20 protein-coding genes are annotated in these 19,852 nt (G+C 69.0%); 14 read left to right on the forward strand and 6 right to left on the reverse strand.

The features are described 5' to 3' along the window. The first annotated feature begins 4 nt into the window (after nt 1-4). Nucleotides 5-1,252 carry an oxygenase MpaB family protein gene (locus B4L26_RS11195; protein ID WP_290718952.1) on the forward strand — a complete coding sequence of 416 codons (1,248 nt, stop codon included), beginning with the start codon at nt 5-7 and terminating at the stop codon, nt 1,250-1,252. Here the strand turns inward: B4L26_RS11195 and B4L26_RS11200 are convergent. Continuing rightward, nucleotides 1,245-3,086, reverse strand: a complete 1,842-nt coding sequence (locus B4L26_RS11200) for an LCP family protein (protein WP_290718953.1) — start codon at nt 3,084-3,086, stop codon at nt 1,245-1,247. The two genes, B4L26_RS11195 and B4L26_RS11200, sit on opposite strands and share 8 nt — an antisense overlap. A 71-nt stretch (nt 3,087-3,157) precedes the next feature. On the opposite strand from B4L26_RS11200, the gene rfbD reads away from it, so the two are divergent. Genes rfbD through B4L26_RS11215 form a run of 3 tightly spaced genes read left to right on the forward strand, consistent with a single transcriptional unit; the run spans nt 3,158 to nt 6,082 of the window. After that, nucleotides 3,158-4,099 (forward strand): dTDP-4-dehydrorhamnose reductase, encoded by a 942-nt coding sequence (gene rfbD, locus B4L26_RS11205; RefSeq protein ID WP_409563479.1) that lies wholly within the window; start codon nt 3,158-3,160, stop codon nt 4,097-4,099. A 10-nt stretch (nt 4,100-4,109) separates the two neighbouring features. Continuing rightward, complete coding sequence (locus B4L26_RS11210; protein ID WP_290718954.1) at nt 4,110-5,012, forward strand: glycosyltransferase family 2 protein; 903 nt, start codon at nt 4,110-4,112, stop codon at nt 5,010-5,012. Beyond that, nucleotides 5,009-6,082: an NDP-sugar synthase gene (locus tag B4L26_RS11215; RefSeq protein ID WP_290718955.1), complete on the forward strand. Its 1,074-nt coding sequence runs from the start codon at nt 5,009-5,011 to the stop codon at nt 6,080-6,082. The genes B4L26_RS11210 and B4L26_RS11215 overlap by 4 nt, the downstream gene beginning before the upstream one ends. Nucleotides 6,083-6,127: 45 nt before the next feature. Here the strand turns inward: B4L26_RS11215 and B4L26_RS11220 are convergent, their stop codons facing one another. Continuing rightward, entirely contained in the window at nt 6,128-6,736 is a 609-nt protein-coding gene (locus tag B4L26_RS11220; protein WP_409563478.1) for an O-methyltransferase, read from the reverse strand. A 202-nt stretch (nt 6,737-6,938) separates the two neighbouring features. Here B4L26_RS11220 and sigE point away from each other — a divergent pair, with 202 nt between their 5' ends. The 4 genes from sigE (at nt 6,939) to tatB (ending at nt 10,000) form a co-directional block, all read left to right on the forward strand. Continuing rightward, on the forward strand, nt 6,939-7,553 hold the full coding sequence (sigE, locus tag B4L26_RS11225) for an RNA polymerase sigma factor SigE (protein ID WP_290718957.1): 615 nt from the start codon (nt 6,939-6,941) through the stop codon (nt 7,551-7,553). Between the two features lie 88 nt (nt 7,554-7,641). After that, a complete protein-coding gene (locus B4L26_RS11230) occupies nt 7,642-8,040 on the forward strand; it encodes a zf-HC2 domain-containing protein (protein ID WP_290718958.1) in 399 nt (132 codons plus the stop codon). Continuing rightward, the gene (locus B4L26_RS11235; RefSeq protein WP_290718959.1) at nt 8,040-9,533 is read left to right on the forward strand and encodes a S1C family serine protease; all 1,494 of its coding nucleotides are present in this window, start codon (nt 8,040-8,042) and stop codon (nt 9,531-9,533) included. The genes B4L26_RS11230 and B4L26_RS11235 overlap by 1 nt, the downstream gene beginning before the upstream one ends. An 11-nt stretch (nt 9,534-9,544) precedes the next feature. Then, nucleotides 9,545-10,000, forward strand: coding sequence for a Sec-independent protein translocase protein TatB (gene tatB, locus B4L26_RS19095; RefSeq protein ID WP_409563477.1), 456 nt, complete (start codon nt 9,545-9,547; stop codon nt 9,998-10,000). Between the two features lie 33 nt (nt 10,001-10,033). Here tatB and B4L26_RS11245 read toward each other — a convergent pair whose 3' ends face one another. From B4L26_RS11245 to B4L26_RS11260, 4 genes are all read right to left on the reverse strand, one after another. Next, nucleotides 10,034-11,176, reverse strand: a complete 1,143-nt coding sequence (locus B4L26_RS11245) for an Mrp/NBP35 family ATP-binding protein (RefSeq protein ID WP_290718960.1) — start codon at nt 11,174-11,176, stop codon at nt 10,034-10,036. A 43-nt stretch (nt 11,177-11,219) separates the two neighbouring features. Continuing rightward, nucleotides 11,220-12,431: a lytic transglycosylase domain-containing protein gene (locus B4L26_RS11250; protein WP_290718961.1), complete on the reverse strand. Its 1,212-nt coding sequence runs from the start codon at nt 12,429-12,431 to the stop codon at nt 11,220-11,222. Nucleotides 12,432-12,563: 132 nt separating this feature from the next. Further along, nucleotides 12,564-13,067 (reverse strand): DUF1003 domain-containing protein, encoded by a 504-nt coding sequence (locus tag B4L26_RS11255; protein WP_290718962.1) that lies wholly within the window; start codon nt 13,065-13,067, stop codon nt 12,564-12,566. Continuing rightward, the gene (locus tag B4L26_RS11260) at nt 13,064-14,368 is read right to left on the reverse strand and encodes a magnesium transporter MgtE N-terminal domain-containing protein (protein ID WP_290718963.1); all 1,305 of its coding nucleotides are present in this window, start codon (nt 14,366-14,368) and stop codon (nt 13,064-13,066) included. The genes B4L26_RS11255 and B4L26_RS11260 overlap by 4 nt, the downstream gene beginning before the upstream one ends. Nucleotides 14,369-14,417: 49 nt before the next feature. Here B4L26_RS11260 and B4L26_RS11265 point away from each other — a divergent pair, with 49 nt between their 5' ends. The 6 genes from B4L26_RS11265 to B4L26_RS11290 are packed head-to-tail and all read left to right on the forward strand — an operon-like array spanning nt 14,418 to nt 19,797. Beyond that, complete coding sequence (locus B4L26_RS11265; protein WP_290718964.1) at nt 14,418-14,900, forward strand: general stress protein; 483 nt, start codon at nt 14,418-14,420, stop codon at nt 14,898-14,900. A 30-nt stretch (nt 14,901-14,930) separates the two neighbouring features. Beyond that, nucleotides 14,931-16,394, forward strand: a complete 1,464-nt coding sequence (locus tag B4L26_RS11270) for an extracellular solute-binding protein (protein WP_324551512.1) — start codon at nt 14,931-14,933, stop codon at nt 16,392-16,394. Next, nucleotides 16,391-17,269: a carbohydrate ABC transporter permease gene (locus tag B4L26_RS11275; protein ID WP_290718965.1), complete on the forward strand. Its 879-nt coding sequence runs from the start codon at nt 16,391-16,393 to the stop codon at nt 17,267-17,269. Before B4L26_RS11270 ends, B4L26_RS11275 begins: the two co-directional genes overlap by 4 nt. Before the next feature lie 5 nt (nt 17,270-17,274). Further along, nucleotides 17,275-18,090, forward strand: a complete 816-nt coding sequence (locus B4L26_RS11280) for a carbohydrate ABC transporter permease (RefSeq protein ID WP_290718970.1) — start codon at nt 17,275-17,277, stop codon at nt 18,088-18,090. Between the two features lie 4 nt (nt 18,091-18,094). Next, complete coding sequence (locus B4L26_RS11285) at nt 18,095-19,207, forward strand: ABC transporter ATP-binding protein (protein ID WP_290718966.1); 1,113 nt, start codon at nt 18,095-18,097, stop codon at nt 19,205-19,207. Continuing rightward, entirely contained in the window at nt 19,204-19,797 is a 594-nt protein-coding gene (locus B4L26_RS11290; RefSeq protein WP_290718967.1) for a suppressor of fused domain protein, read from the forward strand. Before B4L26_RS11285 ends, B4L26_RS11290 begins: the two co-directional genes overlap by 4 nt. The last annotated feature ends 55 nt before the right edge of the window (nt 19,798-19,852 follow it).

A 19,852-nucleotide genomic window follows, 5' to 3' on the forward strand; every position in this document is an offset into this window, starting at 1 on the left:
CATTATGACGCTTGATGTGACTACCGGACCGCGTTCTGAGCAGCCCGGTTCCGTCGTTCCGCGACGGTACGGCGCCGCACCGCGCCGGGGTCGTCGGATCGGGGCGATGCTGCGCGCTTACTGGCGACTCGATGAGCCCGGCGACGCCGAGCTGGCGCGCATCCGAGCCCGCCTGATGCAGCGTGACGAGCCCGCAGCAGCGCTGGTGGCCGCGATGCGACGGCCCGCGGACGACTCGGATCGGGTCGCGATGGCTGACTTCCACGACGCCCTGGAGCACGGCGCTCCCGACGACGCCTCGCCGGCGTTGCGCGCGTTCTTCGACACGGTCGGCGAGCCGCCGGCCTGGGTCGACCCCGACCTGTGCAACCGGGGGGCTCAGGTCTACCGGCGCCTCGGGCGCAACGCCGTCGACGTCCTGTTGCAGCTCGGCCTGATCGGCGGATACCGGTTCGGCGGCCCCGTCGACCTGTTGGCGCAGACCGGCGGGCTCCGTCCGGCCACAGCGAAACGTCGGCTCGGCGAGACCCAGACGTGGGCTGTCGCGGTCGGCCAACACGACGGGATGCTCCGCGACGGTGAGGGATGGAAGCTGACCGTGCACGTGCGCCTGATGCACGCCCTGGTCAACGACTCCTTCGAGCACAACGGCCGCTGGGACAGCGCCGAGTGGGGGTTGCCGATCAACCAGGCCGACCTGGCCGCCACTTTGAATCTCTTCTCCGGTGCCCTGTTGATGGGGGTCCGGGCGTTGGGGGTGCCGGTGAACCGGGCGGATTCACGCGCGCTGATGCACCTGTGGAAGTACGTGGGCTGGCTGATCGGCGTCGACGAGGACTGGCTGTTTGATGACGAGCGCAGCCAGCACGCGCTGAGTTATGCGGTGCTACTGGTGCAGGCCGACGTCACCGACGCCGGAGGCCGGCTCGCCAATGCACTCGTCGACGTCCAGACCGACCTCGAGTACCGCAGGTTCCCGGCGCTGGCCGGGCGCTACGAGCGCGAGCGGCTGCTGAGCATGCTGGAGGGCTTCCTCGGCCCGCGCGGCATGCGCGATCTGCACCTACCGCAGCGACCGCCCTGGGCCTTCGGGCTGGCGTGGGTCCGCAACGCGATCAGCTACCAGGTGATCGGCCGCACGCCGCTGGGTGGGCCCTACCTGGAATGGCGCGGTCGCAAGGCGCGGGAGGCGGCGATGTACCGGCACTTCGGCGCCGACGCCCCACAGATCGGGAAACTCGCGGTCAGTTGACGCACATCGGGCCGTCGGTGGCCGCGGTGATCGGGGCGCGCGAGGACCCGGCGCGGGCGGCGACGCGGCGTGACGCCTCTCCGGCGCGCTGCACCTCCGGCTGGGGCCCGGTGTCCATGATCGAGCCAGGTCCGTAGTACGTGTTGGTCAACACCACGCGGAGTTGGCGCTGCGGGATGGTCTCGTCGGCCCGGATAGCCACGCCACCCAGGGCTTGTGACAGCTCTTTGGCCGTCGCGTCGTCGGCATTGTGGGCGAAGATGATCGAATCGCGTTCGTTGATCGGCTTCGTGGACGTCTTCCCGGGCCCGAATCCCTTGGCGGTCAGGATGTTCGACACGTTGGCGGCGAGTCCGTCGATGGTGCCCGCGTTGACGACATCGACGGCGTAGGACGCCTTGCCGCCGCTCTTTTTCGCGTCGTCGCCGTTGAGGAGTCGGCCGGTGAACTCGTGGACCGCCTTCGGGTCGACCTTCACGATCGACTGCCCTTCTTCGCTCCACCCCTCCTCGGTGACGATCGGGATCGTTGCGAAGCGGACCTTGCCGCCGGAAAGGTCGCGCAGCTTCTCGGCGAAGGACAGGATGTCCCAGTTGTCGTCGATGACGACCGACCGCGACACCGCCTTCTGCAGCTTGCCCATCGTCTTCGGGTCGGCGAGGACCTTTGCCGACAGCATCTTGGACGCGAGAGAGGCCATGAACACCTGTTGGCGGGTGATGCGGTCGAGGTCGCCGCGGGGGAGGCCGTGACGCTGGCGCACGAAGCTCAGCGCCTTGGGGCCGTTCAGCGTCTGGCGCCCCTTGCGGAACTTGGCGCCCGAGTAGACGTCGCGCACCGGGTTCTTGAGGCACACGTCGACACCGCCGACGGCATTGGTGAGCAGCGCGAACCCGAGGAGACCGACCTCGGCGTAATGGTCGACCTCGACGCCGGTCAGTTGGGCGACGCTGCCGATCAGTGCCTTGCGGCCGGCTTGCGTACCGTCGCGCTCGGCCTTGTCGGGGTTGCCGCCCCGTTCGACCGCCGTGCGCCGGACCTTCTCCTTGGTTGCGCCATAGGCGGCGTTGATCTTGCTCTTCCCGATGCCCGGGACGTCGACGTAGGCGTCGCGCGGGATGGAGATCGCGGTGGCCGACGAGCCGTTGTTCGGGATGCGGATCAGCAGGATGGTGTCGGTGTTGGTCGCGGTCTCGTCGCCGGCGCGCAACCAGCGCAACTCCTTGCTGGTGAGCGGTACGCCCTTGGCGTCGGTGCGCGAGTCGGTGCCGACGAGCAGCAGGTCGACGGCACCGTCGGCGCCGCCGCCGAGGTTCAGGCCGGCCAGTTGCGTGATCGAGTTGGTCACCTCGGTCGTCGAGCGCCACGAATACCCGGCGATCGCCAACGTGGCGACGGAGATCAGGGCGACGACGAGCTGGCCCGTGCGGTGGACTGCCTTGCGGCCGCCGCCTTCGCCGAAGAGGCTGCGACGATCACCGGGCGGAGGCGTAGTGGGCGGCGGAGTCGACGGTGACGGGCTGGTCGGTCGCGTTCGATCCTTGGGCGTCGCCTGCGATGCGGGAGCTGTGCGCCTCGGCGCCTTCGGGCGCGGGTCCTTCGCCGCCGCGTTCGTGGCAACTGGTGGTTGATCCGGGGGCGTCTTCGATGCCGGCCGCTTCTTCGGTTGTGCGGTTTTGACGGGCTGCGCGGGGTGGGGTTCGCGCGTGTGGATCTCGCCGGAGCGGGTGCGGGCCGGACCCTGCTTGCGCCCGGGGACCTGCTGCGGTGCGGGCCGACGGCCGTCGCGCTCTTGGGGGCGCGCCGGGCGACGCGTCGGGCTGGCTTTGTCCACGGCTGGCCGGTCTCCCTTGTGTCTCGAGTGGCAAGTGTTACGAAAGTTCAAGAACCACTCTACTGAGACAAATGGGGATAGAAGGGGAGCGCAACGCCGGACACGGCGGATCGGCCATGATGGGAACCATGCGCGTCTTCGTCACCGGTGCGGCCGGTCAGCTTGGCCGGGCACTGGGATCGACGAGGCCCGACGACGTCGAGTTCGTCGGACTCTCGTCGGCCGACCTCGACATCACCGACCCGGCTGCGGTGGCGGATCTGAGGTGGGCCGGTGGCCGACTCGACCCGTCTGACGTCATCGTGAACTGTGCCGCCTATACGCGGGTCGACGACGCGCAGACCGATGAGGCGGTCGCTGCCGTGGTCAACGCCGACGGCCCGGCCCACCTCGCGGCAGTCACCGCCGCGTCGGGTGCACGTCTGGTCCACCTGTCCACCGACTACGTCTTCGACGGCCCCGCCGCCCCGCGACCCGCCGACCGGACGGCACCGTATGAGCCCGACGACACCGGTGGCGAACCACCGAGCGTGTACGGCCGCACCAAACTCGCCGGTGAACGGCGGGTGCGTGCCGCCGACCCCATGGCGACGATCGTGCGCACCGCCTGGGTCTACACCGGCGGCCCCGACGACAACGATTTCGTCGCCACCATGCGGCGACTGGCGGCGCAGCGCGAGAAGCTCACCGTCGTCGACGACCAGACCGGCTCGCCCACCTACGCGATCGACCTCGCCCGTGGGCTCTGGGAGCTGATCGCGGCCGACGCCGGGCGCGGCACTGTGTTGCATGCGACGAATGCCGGATGGACCACCTGGTGCGGCCTGGCGCAGGCGGTGTTCACCGCCGATGGGCTCGACGCCGATCGTGTCGCGCCGTGCACCACCGCGGATTTCCCCCGACCTGCCCCCCGTCCGGCGTACTCCGTGCTGTCGCCACTGTCGTGGGCGGACGCCGGGTTGAGCCCGCTGCGCGACTGGCGCGATGCGCTGATTGACGCGCTGGTTCGTTAGGCTGTCCGGCGTGACTGATCAGCTCGCCGTCGTGACCGTGACCTACTCGTCGGGCGATTATCTGAAGTCGTTCCTCGACACCCTGGCGCTGGCGACCGGCACCGATCCGCGAGTCGTCATTGCCGACAACGGCTCCAACGACGGTGCGCCGGAGGCGGCCGAGCGGGACTACGAGCGCGTGACGCTGGTCCGCACCGGCGCGAACCTCGGGTACGGCGGCGCCGTGAACCGGGCGGTTGCAGAGATCGATCCGACAGTGGAGTTCATCGTCGTGGCGAACCCGGATGTCGCCTGGGGGTCGGGTTCACTCGACGAACTGCTCGCCGCCGCGAAGCGCTGGCCCCGCGCCGGTTCGCTGGGACCGCTGATCCGCGAGCCCGACGGCTCGGTGTACCCGTCGGCGCGGCGTGTCCCCAAACTCGTGTCGGGCACCGGCCATGCGCTGTTGGGCGCCGTCTGGAAGAACAACCCGTTCACCCGCGCCTATCTCGACGATGAGCGCACCGACGTCGAGCGTGCCGCCGGGTGGTTGTCGGGATCATGCTTGCTGCTCCGTCGCGAGGCATTCGACGCCGTCGGCGGATTCGACTCGCGCTACTTCATGTACATGGAGGACGTCGACCTCGGCGATCGGCTCGGCAAGGCCGGGTGGCAGAACGTGTTCGTGCCCAGCGCAGAGATCCTGCACACCAAGGGACATGCAGCCGGCAAGAATCCCGAGTTGATGCTGCCGGCACACCATGCCAGTGCGTACCGTTTCCAGGCCGACCGCAACCCGGGCGCACTGCGCGCACCGTTGCGCTGGGGCCTGCGAGTCGGTCTGGCACTGCGATCCCGGATCGCCGTGCGTGCAGCGCGCCGGGAACTCGACCGTGCGGCGCAGGCCGAACGGGAACTAGGAGGAGAGTCGTGAGCAACGACGTGCAGGCCGTCATCCTCGTCGGCGGAAAGGGCACACGGTTGCGGCCGCTGACGCTCTCGGCGCCCAAACCGATGCTGCCGACCGCCGGCCAGCCCTTCCTCACGCACCTGCTGTCGCGGATCAAGGCGGCCGGGATCGACGACGTCGTGCTGGGCACGTCGTTCCGAGCCGAGGTGTTCGAGGAGTACTACGGCGACGGTGAGTCGCTGGGCATGAATCTGCGCTATGTCACCGAGATCGAGCCACTCGGAACCGGCGGCGGCATCCGCAACGTGCTCGACGAGCTGACCGCGCCCGACATCCTCGTGTTCAACGGCGACGTGCTCGGCGGCACCGACGTCGGTGAGGTGCTCGCGATGCACCGCTCATCGGGTGCGGACGTGACGATGCACCTGGTCCGCGTTGGGGATCCGCGCGCCTTCGGTTGTGTGCCGACTGACGACAACGGCCGGGTCACCGCGTTCCTCGAGAAGACCCAGGACCCGCCGACCGACCAGATCAACGCGGGCACCTACGTGTTCCGACGCGAGATCATCGAGGCAATCCCGGCGGGCCGCCCGGTGTCGGTGGAGCGCGAGGTCTTCCCCGAACTCCTCTCGCGGGGTCGGCACGTCCAGGGCTACGTCGACCAGTCGTATTGGCGCGACATGGGCACGCCGGAGGACTTCGTGCGCGGTTCGGCCGACCTGGTCCGCGGCATCGCGCCCTCGCCAGCGCTCGGGGACCGACGCGGCGAGTTCCTCGTCCAGGACGGCGCGACGGTGGGTCCCGGCGCGGTCGTGATCGGCGGCACCGTCGTCGGCGCGGGCGCCACGGTCGGCCGACGCGCACGGCTCGACGGTGCAGTGGTGTTCGACGACGCCGTCATCGGTGAAGGTGCGGTGGTTGAGCGCAGCATCATCGGCCGCGGCGCACGCATCGGCTCCCGTGCGCTCGTGCGTGACACGGTGATCGGCGACAACGCCAGGATCGGTGCGGGCTGCGAATTGCTGCGCGGGGCGCGGATCTGGCCGGGGGTGGAGATCCCCGACGGGGGGATCCGCTTCTCCACCGACGTCTAGGACCTCCACAGCGACGTTGCCGCGGTACTCCTAGCCGCTGAACTCCTAGCGCGCCTTCGCCGCGGCGAGGATGCCGGCGCCCAGCGGGATCACGACCGGTAGGAATCGGTCGTCATCGGCGACGATGAGCGCGGCCTCTCGCACGGCATCGGCTACCGGGCCGGTGTGACCCGGGTCCAAAGCGCCCGCATGGTGCAGCACGACAACGCCGCCCGGGCGCAGGATCCGCACCGCGTCGGCGAGGTAACGCGGATGGTCGAGGACCTCGCCGTCGAGGAAGACGAGTTCGTATGACTCGTCGGCCAGTCGGGGAAGTACCTCGATGGGCGAGCCGTTGATCAAGCGGGTGCGCCCGAGAGGGACATCGGCCGCCGCGAACGCCTCGCGAGCGGCCTGCTGGTACTCCGGCTCCGGATCGATCGTCGTGAGCACGCCGTCGTCGGTCATCCCGGCCAGCAGCCACAGACCGGACACGCCGACCCCGGTGCCCACTTCGACGACCGCCTTGGCGCCGGCCACGCGGGCCAGGAGCGCGAGCAGCGCGCCTACCGCGGGCGATGGGGTGGGCGCCCCCAATTCGTCGGCGCGGGCGCGCGCGCTGAGCAGGGCGTCGTCCTCGACGATCGCCGACTCGACGTAGCTGTAGTCAGTCACGCTCAAAAGCGTAGGCCACCTGGGCGCCCGATCCTTAGACAACACTCAGGCCACTCATACGGGCACCACAATTCGGTCGGTAAAGGTAGACGAAAGATCGACTCCGACGGTGACTGTGCGGAATACGCGCTTGACGCCGCAGTGTTGAGTTGGATGACAATCGACCGGTCAAACCGGTCGCCGAGAGGGGACGAGCGCCACCATGATGACCCGGCCCGTCGAGAAGACCCCGGCCTTGCCGGGGCCCGTCGACGACCTCACCGGCACTGCGCGCTTCGACGCCACCGGCGACGTCGCGCTCATGCCGTCGTGGGAGGAGCTGGTCGCCGAGCACGCCGACCGGGTCTATCGCCTCGCCTATCGACTTTCGGGCAACCAGCACGATGCCGAAGACCTCACCCAGGAGACTTTCATCCGGGTGTTCCGCTCGCTCACCAGCTACAAGCCGGGCACGTTCGAGGGATGGCTGCACCGCATCACCACCAACCTGTTCCTCGACATGGTGCGCCGACGCGCGAAGATCCGCATGGAGGCGTTGCCCGAGGATCACGACCGTGTCCCCGGCGACAGCCCCGACCCGCAGCAGATCTACGCCGACGCGAACCTCGACCCCGTACTGCAGGCCGCTCTGGACCGACTTGCGCCGGAATTCCGCGCCGCGGTGGTGCTGTGTGACATCGAAGGGCTGTCGTACGAGGAGATCGCCGCCACCCTCGACGTGAAGATGGGCACTGTGCGCAGTCGGATCCACCGTGGCCGCCAGAGCATTCGTGACTACCTCGTCGCCAATCGCGCCGAGTGTGCCACCGCACGCTGACCACGGATCGGGAACCGCGTCGCACGGGCAATCGTTGTAGCGTCGGATAAGCTGGTCTGAGCAGGTGGCGCAACACGGAGGAGCGGTGGTGGACTTTCTCGATTCGGGTCGGTGGACGCCGACATCGCCGACGGTGCGCCCCAACGCCGACTACCGCAAGCCCGGTACGCTTGGCGGCCGGCCGTTCGCCTCCACCGAACACCTCTCGCCCGAAGCTGTTGCCGCCTACGCCGACGGCGAGCTGGGCGCCACTGCGGTCTCCCGCGCCGACGCCCACCTGAATCTGTGTCCCACCTGCACCGCTGCGGTTGAATCGCAGAAGGCGGCCCGGGCCGCGCTGCGCGCCGATGGAGCCGGCATCACCGCGCCGTTGGGCCTTCTCGGCCAGCTGTCGCAGATTCCCACCAGCGAGTTCGATGTCCAACAATTCGTGTCGCGCGGTGAGGGTTCGCCGCGCCCACGAGGATTCTTCCGACGAGGCCGTTAGTGACCAACGACAATTGGGCCGCCCAGCGCGTGATCCCTCCGCGCGCACCGGTACCCACGGCTCCTCGCCACGCCCCGGTCTCCCCGGCCACCACCGCGGTGTTCGGTCGGCCCGACGGCGTCGACGGCTCATTCGACTCCGAGGCGAGTGCCAAGGCGGCCACGGCCGGGCGCGCCCAGCCGACCGTCGCGGCCCCCGACCCGGTCCTCGCGGAGGCGTTCAGCCGCCCGTCCGGATCGACTGAGACGCTCGCACGCGATCCCGACGCCCGCTACGGCGAGGTCGAGGTGGCGGCCGAGCCCGTCGACCCCTGGCGCGATCCGGCCAGCCCAGCCCATCTGTCGGCCCCCGCCAAGTCGCGTCCCGACGCAGTCGATCCGGTCGACCCCGGCCCGAAGCTCGGAGTGCGCGAGGTGCTCTTGGGCCACCGGATCTCGTGGCAGGCACTGTTGAGCCTGTCGGCGCTCGCGGTAACCATCGGCCTGCTCGGTGCCCTGGTGGGCGCGTTCTTCGCCGGTGACGACAATTCGTCCCGCGGCCAGACGGTCACGCTGCCGGCCGACTCCGGCAAGGGCGGCGATGAACCGCGGTCGATGGTCGCGCGGGTGGTGCGTGCCGTGGAGAAGGCCGTCGTGGCGATCGACGTGCGCACGACGGGCTCCTCGAGCACCGGTTCGGGTGTGATCATCGACAAGGCCGGCTACATCGTCACCAACAACCACGTGGTGGCGATGGCCGCCGAGGACAAGACGGCGACGACCGAGGTCGTGTTCTACGACCGCACCCGGGTCCCGGCTAAAATCGTCGGACGCGACCCGAAGAGCGACCTCGCCGTCGTCAAGGTCGACAACGTCGCAAACATCACCGTCGCCACGTTGGGCGACTCGGACAAGGTGCAGATCGGCGAGAACGTCGTGGCCTTCGGCTCGCCACTCGGGTTGGACCGAACGGTGACCAGTGGAATCGTCAGCGCGGTTAACCGCGCTCTGGCACTGCCGCCGGGAAACGACTCTGACACTGACGCGGTGATCGACGCCATCCAGACCGACGCCGCGATCAACCCCGGCAACTCCGGTGGCCCGCTCGTCGACTCGCAGGCGCGAGTCATCGGCATCAACTCGATGATCCAGACGACCAGCGGCGGCTCGATGGGCCTCGGGTTCGCGATCCCGATCAATCAGGTCCGGCCGATTGCGCAGACGATCATCGCGCACGGCAAGGTGGTCCACCCGTCGATCGGGCTCACCGCCACGTCCGTCCGCAACCAGAAGGTCCTCGGCGCCCGGGTCGCCAACGTGGTCGCCGGGAGCCCGGCCGAGAGAGCACAGATCCGCGAGGGCGACGTGATCACGAAGTTCAACGGCCGGCCGATCGAGTCGTCGGATGAACTGTCGGTGGCGGTCCGCGGTACGAAGATCGGCGAGAAGGTCGATTTCACCTACTGGCGCGACGGACGGACCTTCACCGGCTCGATCGTCCCCGACGGCGACTAGGACATAGACCCGTGTTCGCCAATCTCGGCTGGGGCGAGATTCTGATCCTCATCGCCGCGGGGCTCATCATCCTCGGCCCCGAGCGGTTGCCGGGGGCGATCTCGTCGTCGCTGAGCTGGTTCCGCAAAGCGCGTGACTACGTGACCGGTGCGACGGCCGACCTTCGCAAGGAACTGGGACCGGAGTTCGACGACCTGCGCGAACCGCTACAGCAGCTAAACGAACTGCGATCGACCAGTCCGCGGGCGTTGGTCACCAAGCACCTGCTGGGCGGTGACGACTCGCTGCTGGACCCCAAGACTTACACCGATCTGGCGGATGAGGGCGAGCGGTCCACGCCTGGGACGGCCCAGGATGGGACGGGCCGCGTCGACAGAGGTGACGACGCCGGGGAATCCGCCGATACGACGGCGGGGGAGCGCACCACCGGCGCGCATCACAGTGCCGCTGACTGGGAAGCCACGTAGACCGGACGCGCCCGCAGTCGCCGGGGAGACGACTCAGTTGCGTCGTGCGGTGTCGATGCCCAGGCTCATCCCGGCCAGTCCGCGCCGCTGTACGGCCAGCTTGTCGGCAATCGCGCCCAACGCCGCACCGGCCGGCGACTCGGGCGCCGACAGCACGACGGGCACACCGGCGTCGCCGCCCTCACGCACCGACGTCTCCAACGGTACCTGGCCGAGCAGCGGGACCGTCGCGCCGATCATCCGGCTGAGCCGCTGCGCCACCTGCTCGCCGCCACCTTCGCCGAACGGCGTCATGCGTGACCCGTCGGGCAGTTCGAGCCACGACATGTTCTCCACGACGCCGAGGACCTTCTGCCGCGTCTGCAGTGCGATGGCGCCGGCTCGCTCGGCAACCTCGGCCGCCGCCTGCTGCGGCGTGGTGACGACGAGGATCTCCGCGCCCGGGATGAGTTGGGCGATGGAGATTGCCACGTCGCCGGTACCGGGAGGCAGGTCGAGTAGCAGTACGTCCAGGTCGCCCCAGTAGACGTCGGCGAGGAACTGCTGCAGCGCCCGGTGCAGCATCGGACCGCGCCACGTGACCGGTGTGTTCCCGTCGGTGAACTGTCCGATCGAGATGAACTTCACCCCGTGGGCGATCGGGGGCATGATCATCTGCTCGACCTGGGTCGGCTTGGCGTCGTTGCCCAGCATCCGGGGGACTGAGTGCCCGTAGATATCGGCGTCGAGGACGCCCACTGACAGCCCGCGCCGGGCCAGGGCGGCGGCGAGGTTGACGGTGACGCTCGATTTGCCGACACCGCCCTTGCCGGAGGCGACCGCGTACACGCGGGTCAGTGATCCGGGCTGGGCAAACGGGATGACCGGTTCGGCTCGGTCGCCGCGCAGCTTCTTGCGCAGTGCGGTGCGCTGCTCGTCGTCCATCACGTCGAGGCGCACGTCGATGGCGCCCACGCCGGGCACATCGGCAAGTGCCCGCTGCACCCGCTCGCTGATCTCGTTGCGCATCGGACAGCCCGACGTCGTCAGGTAAACGACGACCTCGACGGCGCCGGCGGCGCCGATGGAAATCGACTTGACCATGCCGAGATCGGTGATGGGTTTGCCGATCTCGGGGTCGTCGACTTTGCTCAGCGCGGCCCGGATGGCGGCTTCAGATGGGGCTGTGGCGTTCATCGGGATTCAGCTTAGTCGCGCCCGGCGAAGCCGTTTCCGACGGTCAGCGAAGAGGTGCCGTGCGCGCCGACGACGGCGCTGCCCCACCGGGCTTGGCGGCCGCACCGGGCTTGGTGGCAGTGCCGGGTTTCGGGGCGCCGGGCTTGGGGGCGCCGGGCTTCGGGGCCTGACCCGCCTTCGGCTGCTGGTCCGCCCCGGCGGGCGGCTTCGGCGCAGCCGGAGCGCGCTTGGGACCGCCGAGCTCAGGTGGCAAGCACACGATGAAGCAGTTTTCCTTCTTCTGCTTCGGTTGGCCGCCGGGCTGCTCGGTCTTGGGCTCGGCCCCGGGCGCATTCGCATCGCCAGGCTTGTCGTCGCCGGGCTTCTTGGGGTCCTTCTTGTTCTTGTCTTTGTCCTTGTCCTTCTCGGCGTCGACCGGCGTCGCGTGCATGTCGGGGATGCCCTGGGTGGGCATCACACCGGTCGAGTACGCGCCGGCCCAGGCCAGGACGTTGGTGACATAGGCCATCGAGTGGTTGTAGCGGAACACTGCGGCGACCGCGTTGTTGCCGGCCATGATGTCGTTGACCCCGGCGCACAGGTAGCGGCCCGCGGAGTACGTGGCGTCGAAGACGTTCTGCGGATCGGCCTTGCCGTCACCGTTCGCGTCGGATCCCCACGAAGCCCAGGTGCTGGGGATGAACTGCATCGGGCCCATGGCCCGTGCGCCGTTGCCCTGCGCATCGAGGATGACGGCGTTGCCCGCCAGCGTCCCGTCGAGGGAGGGGCCCAGGATCGCCGAACGCGTGTTTCCGTACTCGTCGACGTTGCCGTTGCCCGCGTGGCCGGATTCGATTCGACCGATGCCTGCGAGCAGGAACCACGGCAGTTTGCAATTGGGCGTCTCCGCGCCGACCCGGGTCGCCGCCAGCTTGTAGGCCTGCAGCACGACCCCGGGGATGCCGAGCGGACCCGACGGGATGCCCGCCGCGATCCGGAACTGGGGAGCGATCATCGGGTTGCCGACTGGCTTGGGCGGTGCGAACCAGGCGGCCGTGTTGTATTCAGCGGGCGCGATGCCCACCACCTGCGTAACGCTGGCCGCCTCGTCGGCAACGGGAGTCCCGCTCTGGCCGAGGATCGTGCTCGACGAGGCCGAGCCCAGCACCATCGCCCCCAGGACGGTCGTGCCCACGCCCGCGGTCAGCACGCGGCCGACGGCACGGCGCGGGCGCGTCGGCCCTTGCGCGCGTCGCCAAAACGCGATGCCACTCATGTGAAACCTCACCCCGTTGTGACCGCCGGTCCCCGAACCGGCGAGTGTCCCATATCACCTGACAGCATAGCGAAACCCCGAAACCCGATACTCGGGAACCCTCGATTCTGATCACACTGGTGATCACGAGCCTCAGTCGTGTGCCTCGTCGTCGCGCTGCGCCAGCCGTTCGACGAGATCGTCGAGGAGGTCATCGAGCTCTTTGCGAAGGTAGTCGCGAGTGACCGTGTCGCCGACTGCGAGTCGGACCGCGGCGAGTTCGCGGGCGAGGAACTCGGTGTCGGCCTTGGTCTCGGCGGACCGTCGGCGGTCTTCCTCCAGGGCGACCCGGTCACGGTTCTCCTGGCGGTTCTGGGCCAGCAGGATCAGCGGCGCCGCGTAGGCGGCCTGGGTCGAGAAGGCCAGGTTGAGCAGGATGAACGGATACGGGTCCCAGTGGTGGATGAAGCTGAGCAAGTTCAGCACGATCCACACGACGACGATGACCGTCTGGATCGCCAGGTACCGTCCGGTGCCCAGGAACCGGGCCAGCCGTTCGCTGTACACGCCGACGACGTCGGCATCCATCGTGAAGACCGGTGGACGCCGCCGATCCGACGGCTGATCGAGCCGTCGCCCGCCCTTGCGAGTGCTCATCGGTCTCCTCCTGCCGCCAGATCGAGCGGAGCCTGCGATTCCGGCTCCGTCTCGCGCCAGTCGTCGGGCAGGATCTCGTCGAGGAGGTCGTCGACGGCCACCGCGCCCAACAGGTGTCCGTCCTCGTCCACGACGGGGCCGCACACGAGGTTGTAGGTGGCGAAATAGCGGGTCACGGTCTCGACCGAGTCCTCTGGGCGCAGGTGGCCCAGATCGGTATCCAGCAGGTCGCCGACGAGGGTGGCCGGTGGGTTGCGCAGCAGCACCTGCAGGTGCGCGCAACCGAGGTACTTGCCGGTCGGCGTCTGGGTGGGCGGCCGGACGACGAACAGGATGCTCGCCGCGGCGGGGGTGACCTTCGGGTCGCGTGCCCGGGCCAACGCCTCGGAGACGGTCGTCGCGGCGGTGACGACGAGCGGCTCAGGGGTCATCATGCCGCCGGCAGTGTCGGGGGAGTGCGTCAACAGTCGCCGCACCGGCTCGGATTCCTCGGGGTCCATCAGCGACAGCAACCGCTCGGCCTCGCCGGGTGCCATTTCGCCGACGAGGTCGGCGACGTCGTCGGGCTCCATGGCGCCGAGCACGTTGCGGGCGCGGCCGGTGCCCATCACGGCGATCAGTGACTGCGCATCGTCGCTGGGTAGCTCTTCGAGGATGTCGGCGAGCCGCTCGGTGTGCAGCGCCGCGGCGATCTCCTCGCGGCGCTTGGGTGGCAGTTCGCGCAGCACGTTGGCGGCGTCGGCCGCGCGCATCCCGTCGAGTTGGAGTAGGACCGCCGCGACCGCCTGCCCGGGCAGGTTGAGCGAGGTCTGGGTCAACCCCCGCACATGACCCCACTCGACGACGTGGATTTCGCCGCGGCGGCCCAACCGCAGGCGATTGGCGCGCACGGCCACGCGCGTCACCAACCAGTCGCGCGTCCGGCCCCGCTCGATCCCGAGGTCGACAACGGTGAGGTCCTCGTCGTGTAACTGGGCCAGATCAGGATCGGTGACGCGCACCGAGGTGTCGAGAACCTGCCCGACGGCCAGCGCCTCACCCGGGCGCAGATGCATCCGGCGAAGGCTCACCGTTCCGGTGGACAGTGTGACCTTGTGCGGGTCGATGGCGGTCACCCGGAGGATGGGGACGAAGATCCGGCGTCGCGTCGTCAGCTCGACGGCGAGTCCGAGCACCCGCGGCGGCAACCCGGACAGGCGGATCGAGATCACGACATCACGGACGCGCCCGATCGATTCGCCGTCGGGGCCAAGAACGGCGAGTCCTACTAGTCTTGCCACAAAGACCTTGCTCACCGACATACGTGCCAGCGTAATGGCCCGGTGGGCAAACGCATCGAAGGGTTAAGCCATGCAGCCCCAACAATCCGGTCGGGGGACTCCCGGCCTGCCGACGCCGCCATCGGGATGGCCGATCGGCTCCTATCCGACCTACGCACAGGCGCAGAAGGCCGTCGACTACCTGTCCGACAACAGCTTCCCGGTGCAGAACGTCACGATCGTTGGCGTCGACCTGATGCAGGTCGAGCGCGTCACCGGACGGCTGACGTGGGGCCGTGTCATCCTGCAGGGCATCGCCGGAGGTGCCATGCTGGGTCTGTTCATCGGCATGCTGGCGTCGTTCGTCGTGACTCCGGCGCAGACCGCGCTGCTGATGGGCGTCGCGGGCGGCATCGTCTTCGGCGTCGTGTCATCGGCGATCCCGTACGCGATGATGCGCGGACAGCGCGACTTCGCGTCGACGATGCAACTGGTGGCCGGGCGTTACGACGTGCTGTGTGATCCGACCACCGCCGAACGCGGCCGGGATATGCTGGCGCAGCTGTCCCTGTGAGCACCTGTCCCGGCTGAGGAGGACCCGACGGTGGTAGTGCGCCGAGCCGCGCTGGCGGCCGTGCTCGCGATGAGTGCACCCCTGGCCGTGGCCTGCGCGAACAGCGTGGCTCCCGACGTCGTCACCGCCTATGTGCCCGGCAACGACGCCGCTGCGATCGAAGCGGTCGCGGCGCAGTGCGCCGACGGGTACCGGGTCTCGGTGGTGCGCCTGCCGAAGGACGCCGACGGCCAGCGCCTGCAACTCGCCCGCCGCCTCGCCGGCGGGGACTCCGGCGTCGACGTGTTCGCCATGGACGTCACGTGGACCGCGGAGTTCGCCGAGGCGGGGTGGGCGCGACCGGTGCCCGACGACCTCGCTGCGCCGCTGGGCCAATCGGTCCTGGGTGGTCCGCTGGCGACGGCGACGTGGCGCCGCCCCGACGACGCCGCGCCGCGCCTCTACGCGGTGCCGACCTGGGCCAACACGCAGTTGCTCTGGTACCGACCCGACCTGCTGCGCCGCTATGTCAAGCGCTCGACACCGCCGGCGACGTGGGACGAGTTGCTGGCCGACAACGAGGTGATCCGCAAGGCCGTGATCGCGGAGAACGCGGCGCTGCCGGCGGCGCAACGCAAGACGGTGCCGAGCTACATCATGGTGCAGGGGGCCCAGTACGAAGGCCTCGTCGTGTGGTTCAACTCAGTGCTGGCCAGCGCGGGTGGCTCGGTACTCGACCCCGACGATCCGTCGAAGGTCACGCTGACCGACACGCCCGAGCACCGTGCGGCGACGGTCCGCGCGCTGAACGTGCTCAAGGCCGTAGCGACCGCCCCGGGCGCCGATCCGTCACTGTCCAATAACACCGAGGACCCCTCGCGCTTGGGCATGGAGCGGGGGCAGGCGACGTTCGAGCTGAACTGGCCCTACGTCTACTCGTCGATGCGCTCCAACGCCGCCACCGGTACCGACGAGAACCAGCAGGTCCCGTTCTTCCCGGAGATGCGGCAGTTCGCCGGCCTGTTCGCCGAGGATGCGCCGACGCCGAACGCTGTCGAGCTCGCCAAAGCCAACCGGGTGCTCGCCAAACGATTCGCCTACGCGCCGTACCCCGGTGTCGAGGCTGCACTGCCGGCCCGCTCGACGCTGGGCGGGTTGAACCTGGCAGTCTCGTCGCGGTCGCACAAGGCCGACCGCGCATGGCGTGCGGTGCGCTGCCTGACCAGCGTCGACGCCCAGCGGCAGTACGCGTTGAAGGCGTCGATGGCGCCGACCGCCAAGGCGCTCTACGACGAGCCGGAGCTTCGCTCGGCTTTCCCGATGGCCGATCTGCTGCGCCTGCAGTTCAGCGACGAGCACGCCACGTCGCGCCCGGCGACGCCGGTCTACTCGACGCTGTCGACGATGCTCGCGGCGAAGCTGCACCCCGTCGGGTCGTGGGACCCGGCGAAGCTCGCTGACGAACTCGCCGCGACCGCGCGCAAGGCGCTCGACGGTGAAGGGCTGGTCCCGTGAGCGGCGCCGCGGGCGATCGTCGCCTCGCCTACCTCCTCATCACCCCGGCCGTGCTGCTGATGGCGCTGGTCACCGCGTACCCGATCGTCTACTCGGTGTGGCTGTCGCTCAACCGTGTCTCGTTGACCGAGCCGGGCCGCACCGAATTCGTCGGCCTGGGCAACTACGGAGCGGTCCTGTCCGACGGCTACTGGTGGAGCGCACTGGGGGTGACGCTGCTGATCACGGTCGTCTCGGTGGCCATCGAGCTCGTGCTGGGCATGGCGATCGCGCTGGTCATGCACCGGACCATCGTCGGCCGTGGGACGGTCCGCACCATGGTGCTGCTGCCGTACGGCGTCGTCACCGTCGTCGCCGCGATGTCCTGGTACTACGCGTGGACGCCGGACACCGGCTACCTGGCCAATCTCCTGCCCGACGGGTCGGCGCCGCTGACCCATCAGCTCCCGTCGCTGGCGATCATCGTGCTCGCCGAGGTGTGGAAGACGACGCCGTTCATGGCGCTGTTGCTCCTGGCCGGCCTCGCCCTGGTCCCCGACGATCTGCTGCGCGCCGCCCAGGTCGACGGCGCGGGGGCGTGGACCCGGTTGTGGCGGATCATCATTCCGCTGATGAAGCCGGCGATCCTCGTCGCACTGCTGTTCCGCACACTTGACGCCTTCCGCATCTTCGACAACATCTACGTGCTGACGAAGGGCGCGGGCGGCACCGGCTCGGTGTCCATCCTGGGCTACGACAACCTGTTCAAGGCGTTCAACCTGGGTACCGGCTCGGCGATCAGCGTCCTCGTCTTCCTGTGTGTCGCGCTGATCGCAGCCCTGTTCATCAAGGGCTTCGGGACGTCGGCGCCCGGTGCGCGTGACGAGGGGCGGTGACGGGGATGGACAAGCGCAAACTCGGCTGGTCGGCGATCAACCTGTTGGTCATCCTCTATGCCCTGATCCCGCTGCTGTGGATCCTGAGCCTGTCGTTCAAGTCCAACCCGACTGACGGCAAACTGTTGCCGGCCGACCCGACCCTGAACAATTATCGCGAGGCCTTCGCCTACCGCGGCTTCACCAGCGCGCTGGTCAACTCGGTCGGCGTCGGCCTCATCACGACGGTGATCGCCGTGGTCATCGGCACCATGGCCGCCTACGCGATCGCTCGGCTGGACTTCCGCGGCAAGAAGGCGCTCGTCGGCGCAACGCTGCTGATCGCGATGTTCCCGCAGATCTCCCTGGTCACGCCGCTGTTCAACATCGAGCGGCGCCTCGGGCTGTTCGACACGTGGCCGGGCCTGATCCTGCCCTACATCACGTTCGCCCTGCCGTTGGCCGTGTACACGCTCTCAGCGTTCTTCCGGGAGATTCCATGGGACTTGGAGAAGGCTGCCAAGCTAGACGGTGCCACCAGCGCACAGGCCTTCCGCCGGGTCATCGTGCCCCTGGCCGCGCCGGGTGTGGTCACCGCAGCGATCCTGGTGTTCATCTTCTCGTGGAACGAGCTGCTACTCGCCTTGTCCTTGACGTCGAGTGATCGGGCGATCACCGCGCCGGTGGCGATCACCAATTTTACCGGCGTCTCGGAGTTCACCGAGCCGACCGGTCAGATCGCTGCCGCGGCCGTGGTGATCACCATCCCGATCATCGTCTTCGTCCTCATCTTCCAACGTCGAATCGTCGCCGGGCTGACCTCCGGCGCGGTGAAGGGGTAGCCCCATGGCCGAAATCGTCGCCGACGGCATCAGCAAGCGGTATCCCGACGGATCAGTGGCCGTTGCGGAATTGGACCTGCACATCGCCGACGGGGAGTTCCTCATCCTCGTCGGTCCATCTGGGTGCGGGAAGTCGACGACGCTGAACATGATCGCGGGCCTGGAGGACATCACCTCCGGTGAACTGCGCATCGACGGCGTGCGGGTCAACGAGACTGCGCCGCGCGACCGCGATATCGCGATGGTGTTCCAGAACTACGCGCTGTACCCGCACATGACGGTCCGGCGCAATATCGAGTTCCCGTTGTCGCTGGCGCGGCCGAAGCTGCCGCGCGAGGAGATCGACGCCAAGGTCGCGCAGGTGTCGGCCATCCTCGGGCTCGACGATTACCTCGACCGCAAGCCCGCACAGCTGTCGGGCGGGCAGCGCCAGCGCGTGGCGATGGGCCGGGCGATCGTGCGCTCGCCCAAGGCCTTCCTCATGGACGAGCCGCTGAGCAACCTCGACGCCAAGCTGCGCGGTGCGATGCGCGTGGAGATCGCCCGGCTGCAGGCGAGGCTGGGCACGACGACGGTGTACGTGACCCACGACCAGACCGAGGCGATGACGCTGGGCGATCGGGTCGTCGTGATGCGCGAGGGCTACGTTCAGCAGATCGGGACACCCGACGATCTGTACAACAACCCGGCCAACCTCTTCGTCGCGGGCTTCATCGGGAGCCCGGCGATGAACCTGCTGCCGGGCCGACTCGTCCCCGGCGGGGTGCAGACTGATCTCGGAGTCGTGGCCCTGCCGAACGGGGCTCATGTCGAGGCCAATGCGACGGCGGTGCGCAGCGACGGTTCGGTCGTCCTCGGCGTCCGTCCAGAGCACCTGCACGACGCGGCGATGGTGTCGGTCCGGTCCACCGGAGCGCAGGAGGTCGTCGCGGTCGTCGACGTCCTCGAATCGCTGGGCTCGGACAACTACGCCCACCTGCAGGCCCCCGGCGGCGAGATCGTGGCGCGGCTGTCGCCGCAGTCGCAGATCCGCCGCGGCGACCGGGCCACGCTCGTGTTCGACGCCGACAAGGTCGCCGTATTCGACGCGAAGACCGGCGTCAATCTGTCGCGGTGAGCGGCGGCTGGAACCCGGACCTGCTGAGCCAGCACCTCCAGCGCGAGCTCGGCGCGGTGCCGCAGCGGGCATCGGTGACCTTCCTGGGCGCCGAGCCGATCGACGTGCTGCGGTTCGCCGACGTCGACGCGGGGTGCCTGACCTACGTCACCGCGGGCGCGTCGAGGCACCCGATGGCCGACCCGGCCGACCTCAACCCCGATCCGGTCCGGGGCCCGCGCGCCGAGGTGGTCATGCGGCTGACACCGCCCGGGGAGGCGGGACTGCGCAATCTGCACAAGGCGTTGGCGATGATCGCCGCTGCGCCGATGGTGGAGGGCCTCGTGCTGGGGCCCGATGCCCTCGTCGACCTCGGTGCCCCGCTGTGGGACGGCGCACCGTTCACCGCGGTGCTGTTGGCGCAGGACGAGTTGGCACCGCTCGAACTATCTGCCCCCGCCGAGGCGATCCGCTTCCTGCGCGCGGTACCGGTCACCGCGAACGAGGCGGCATGGGTTCGCCTCAAAGGTGCCCAGGCGTTGCGCGAGGCGTGGGCCGAGGCCGGAATCGACCCGGCCGACCCGGCGCGTGTGGCGGCGACCCTGCGCTGAACCCATCGCGGTTTCGCCAGTGCTGCGCCAGTCCGGCGATTGGCAGCATGGTGGT

Source organism: Gordonia sp. UBA7599, assembly GCA_002477755.1.
Classification (GTDB): Bacteria; Actinomycetota; Actinomycetes; order Mycobacteriales; family Mycobacteriaceae; genus Gordonia.

Excerpts from the sequence above, each read along its gene's own strand:
- B4L26_RS11195 (WP_290718952.1), top strand. The coding sequence starts at position 5 with ATGACGCTTGATGTGACTACCGGACCGCGTTCTGAGCAGCCCGGTTCC.
- rfbD (WP_409563479.1), top strand. The coding sequence starts at position 3,158 with ATGGGGATAGAAGGGGAGCGCAACGCCGGACACGGCGGATCGGCCATG.
- sigE (WP_290718957.1), top strand. The coding sequence starts at position 6,939 with ATGATGACCCGGCCCGTCGAGAAGACCCCGGCCTTGCCGGGGCCCGTC.
- B4L26_RS11245 (WP_290718960.1), bottom strand. The coding sequence starts at position 11,176 with ATGAACGCCACAGCCCCATCTGAAGCCGCCATCCGGGCCGCGCTGAGC.
- B4L26_RS11250 (WP_290718961.1), bottom strand. The coding sequence starts at position 12,431 with ATGAGTGGCATCGCGTTTTGGCGACGCGCGCAAGGGCCGACGCGCCCG.
- B4L26_RS11255 (WP_290718962.1), bottom strand. The coding sequence starts at position 13,067 with ATGAGCACTCGCAAGGGCGGGCGACGGCTCGATCAGCCGTCGGATCGG.
- B4L26_RS11260 (WP_290718963.1), bottom strand. The coding sequence starts at position 14,368 with ATGTCGGTGAGCAAGGTCTTTGTGGCAAGACTAGTAGGACTCGCCGTT.
- B4L26_RS11265 (WP_290718964.1), top strand. The coding sequence starts at position 14,418 with ATGCAGCCCCAACAATCCGGTCGGGGGACTCCCGGCCTGCCGACGCCG.
- B4L26_RS11280 (WP_290718970.1), top strand. The coding sequence starts at position 17,275 with ATGGACAAGCGCAAACTCGGCTGGTCGGCGATCAACCTGTTGGTCATC.
- B4L26_RS11285 (WP_290718966.1), top strand. The coding sequence starts at position 18,095 with ATGGCCGAAATCGTCGCCGACGGCATCAGCAAGCGGTATCCCGACGGA.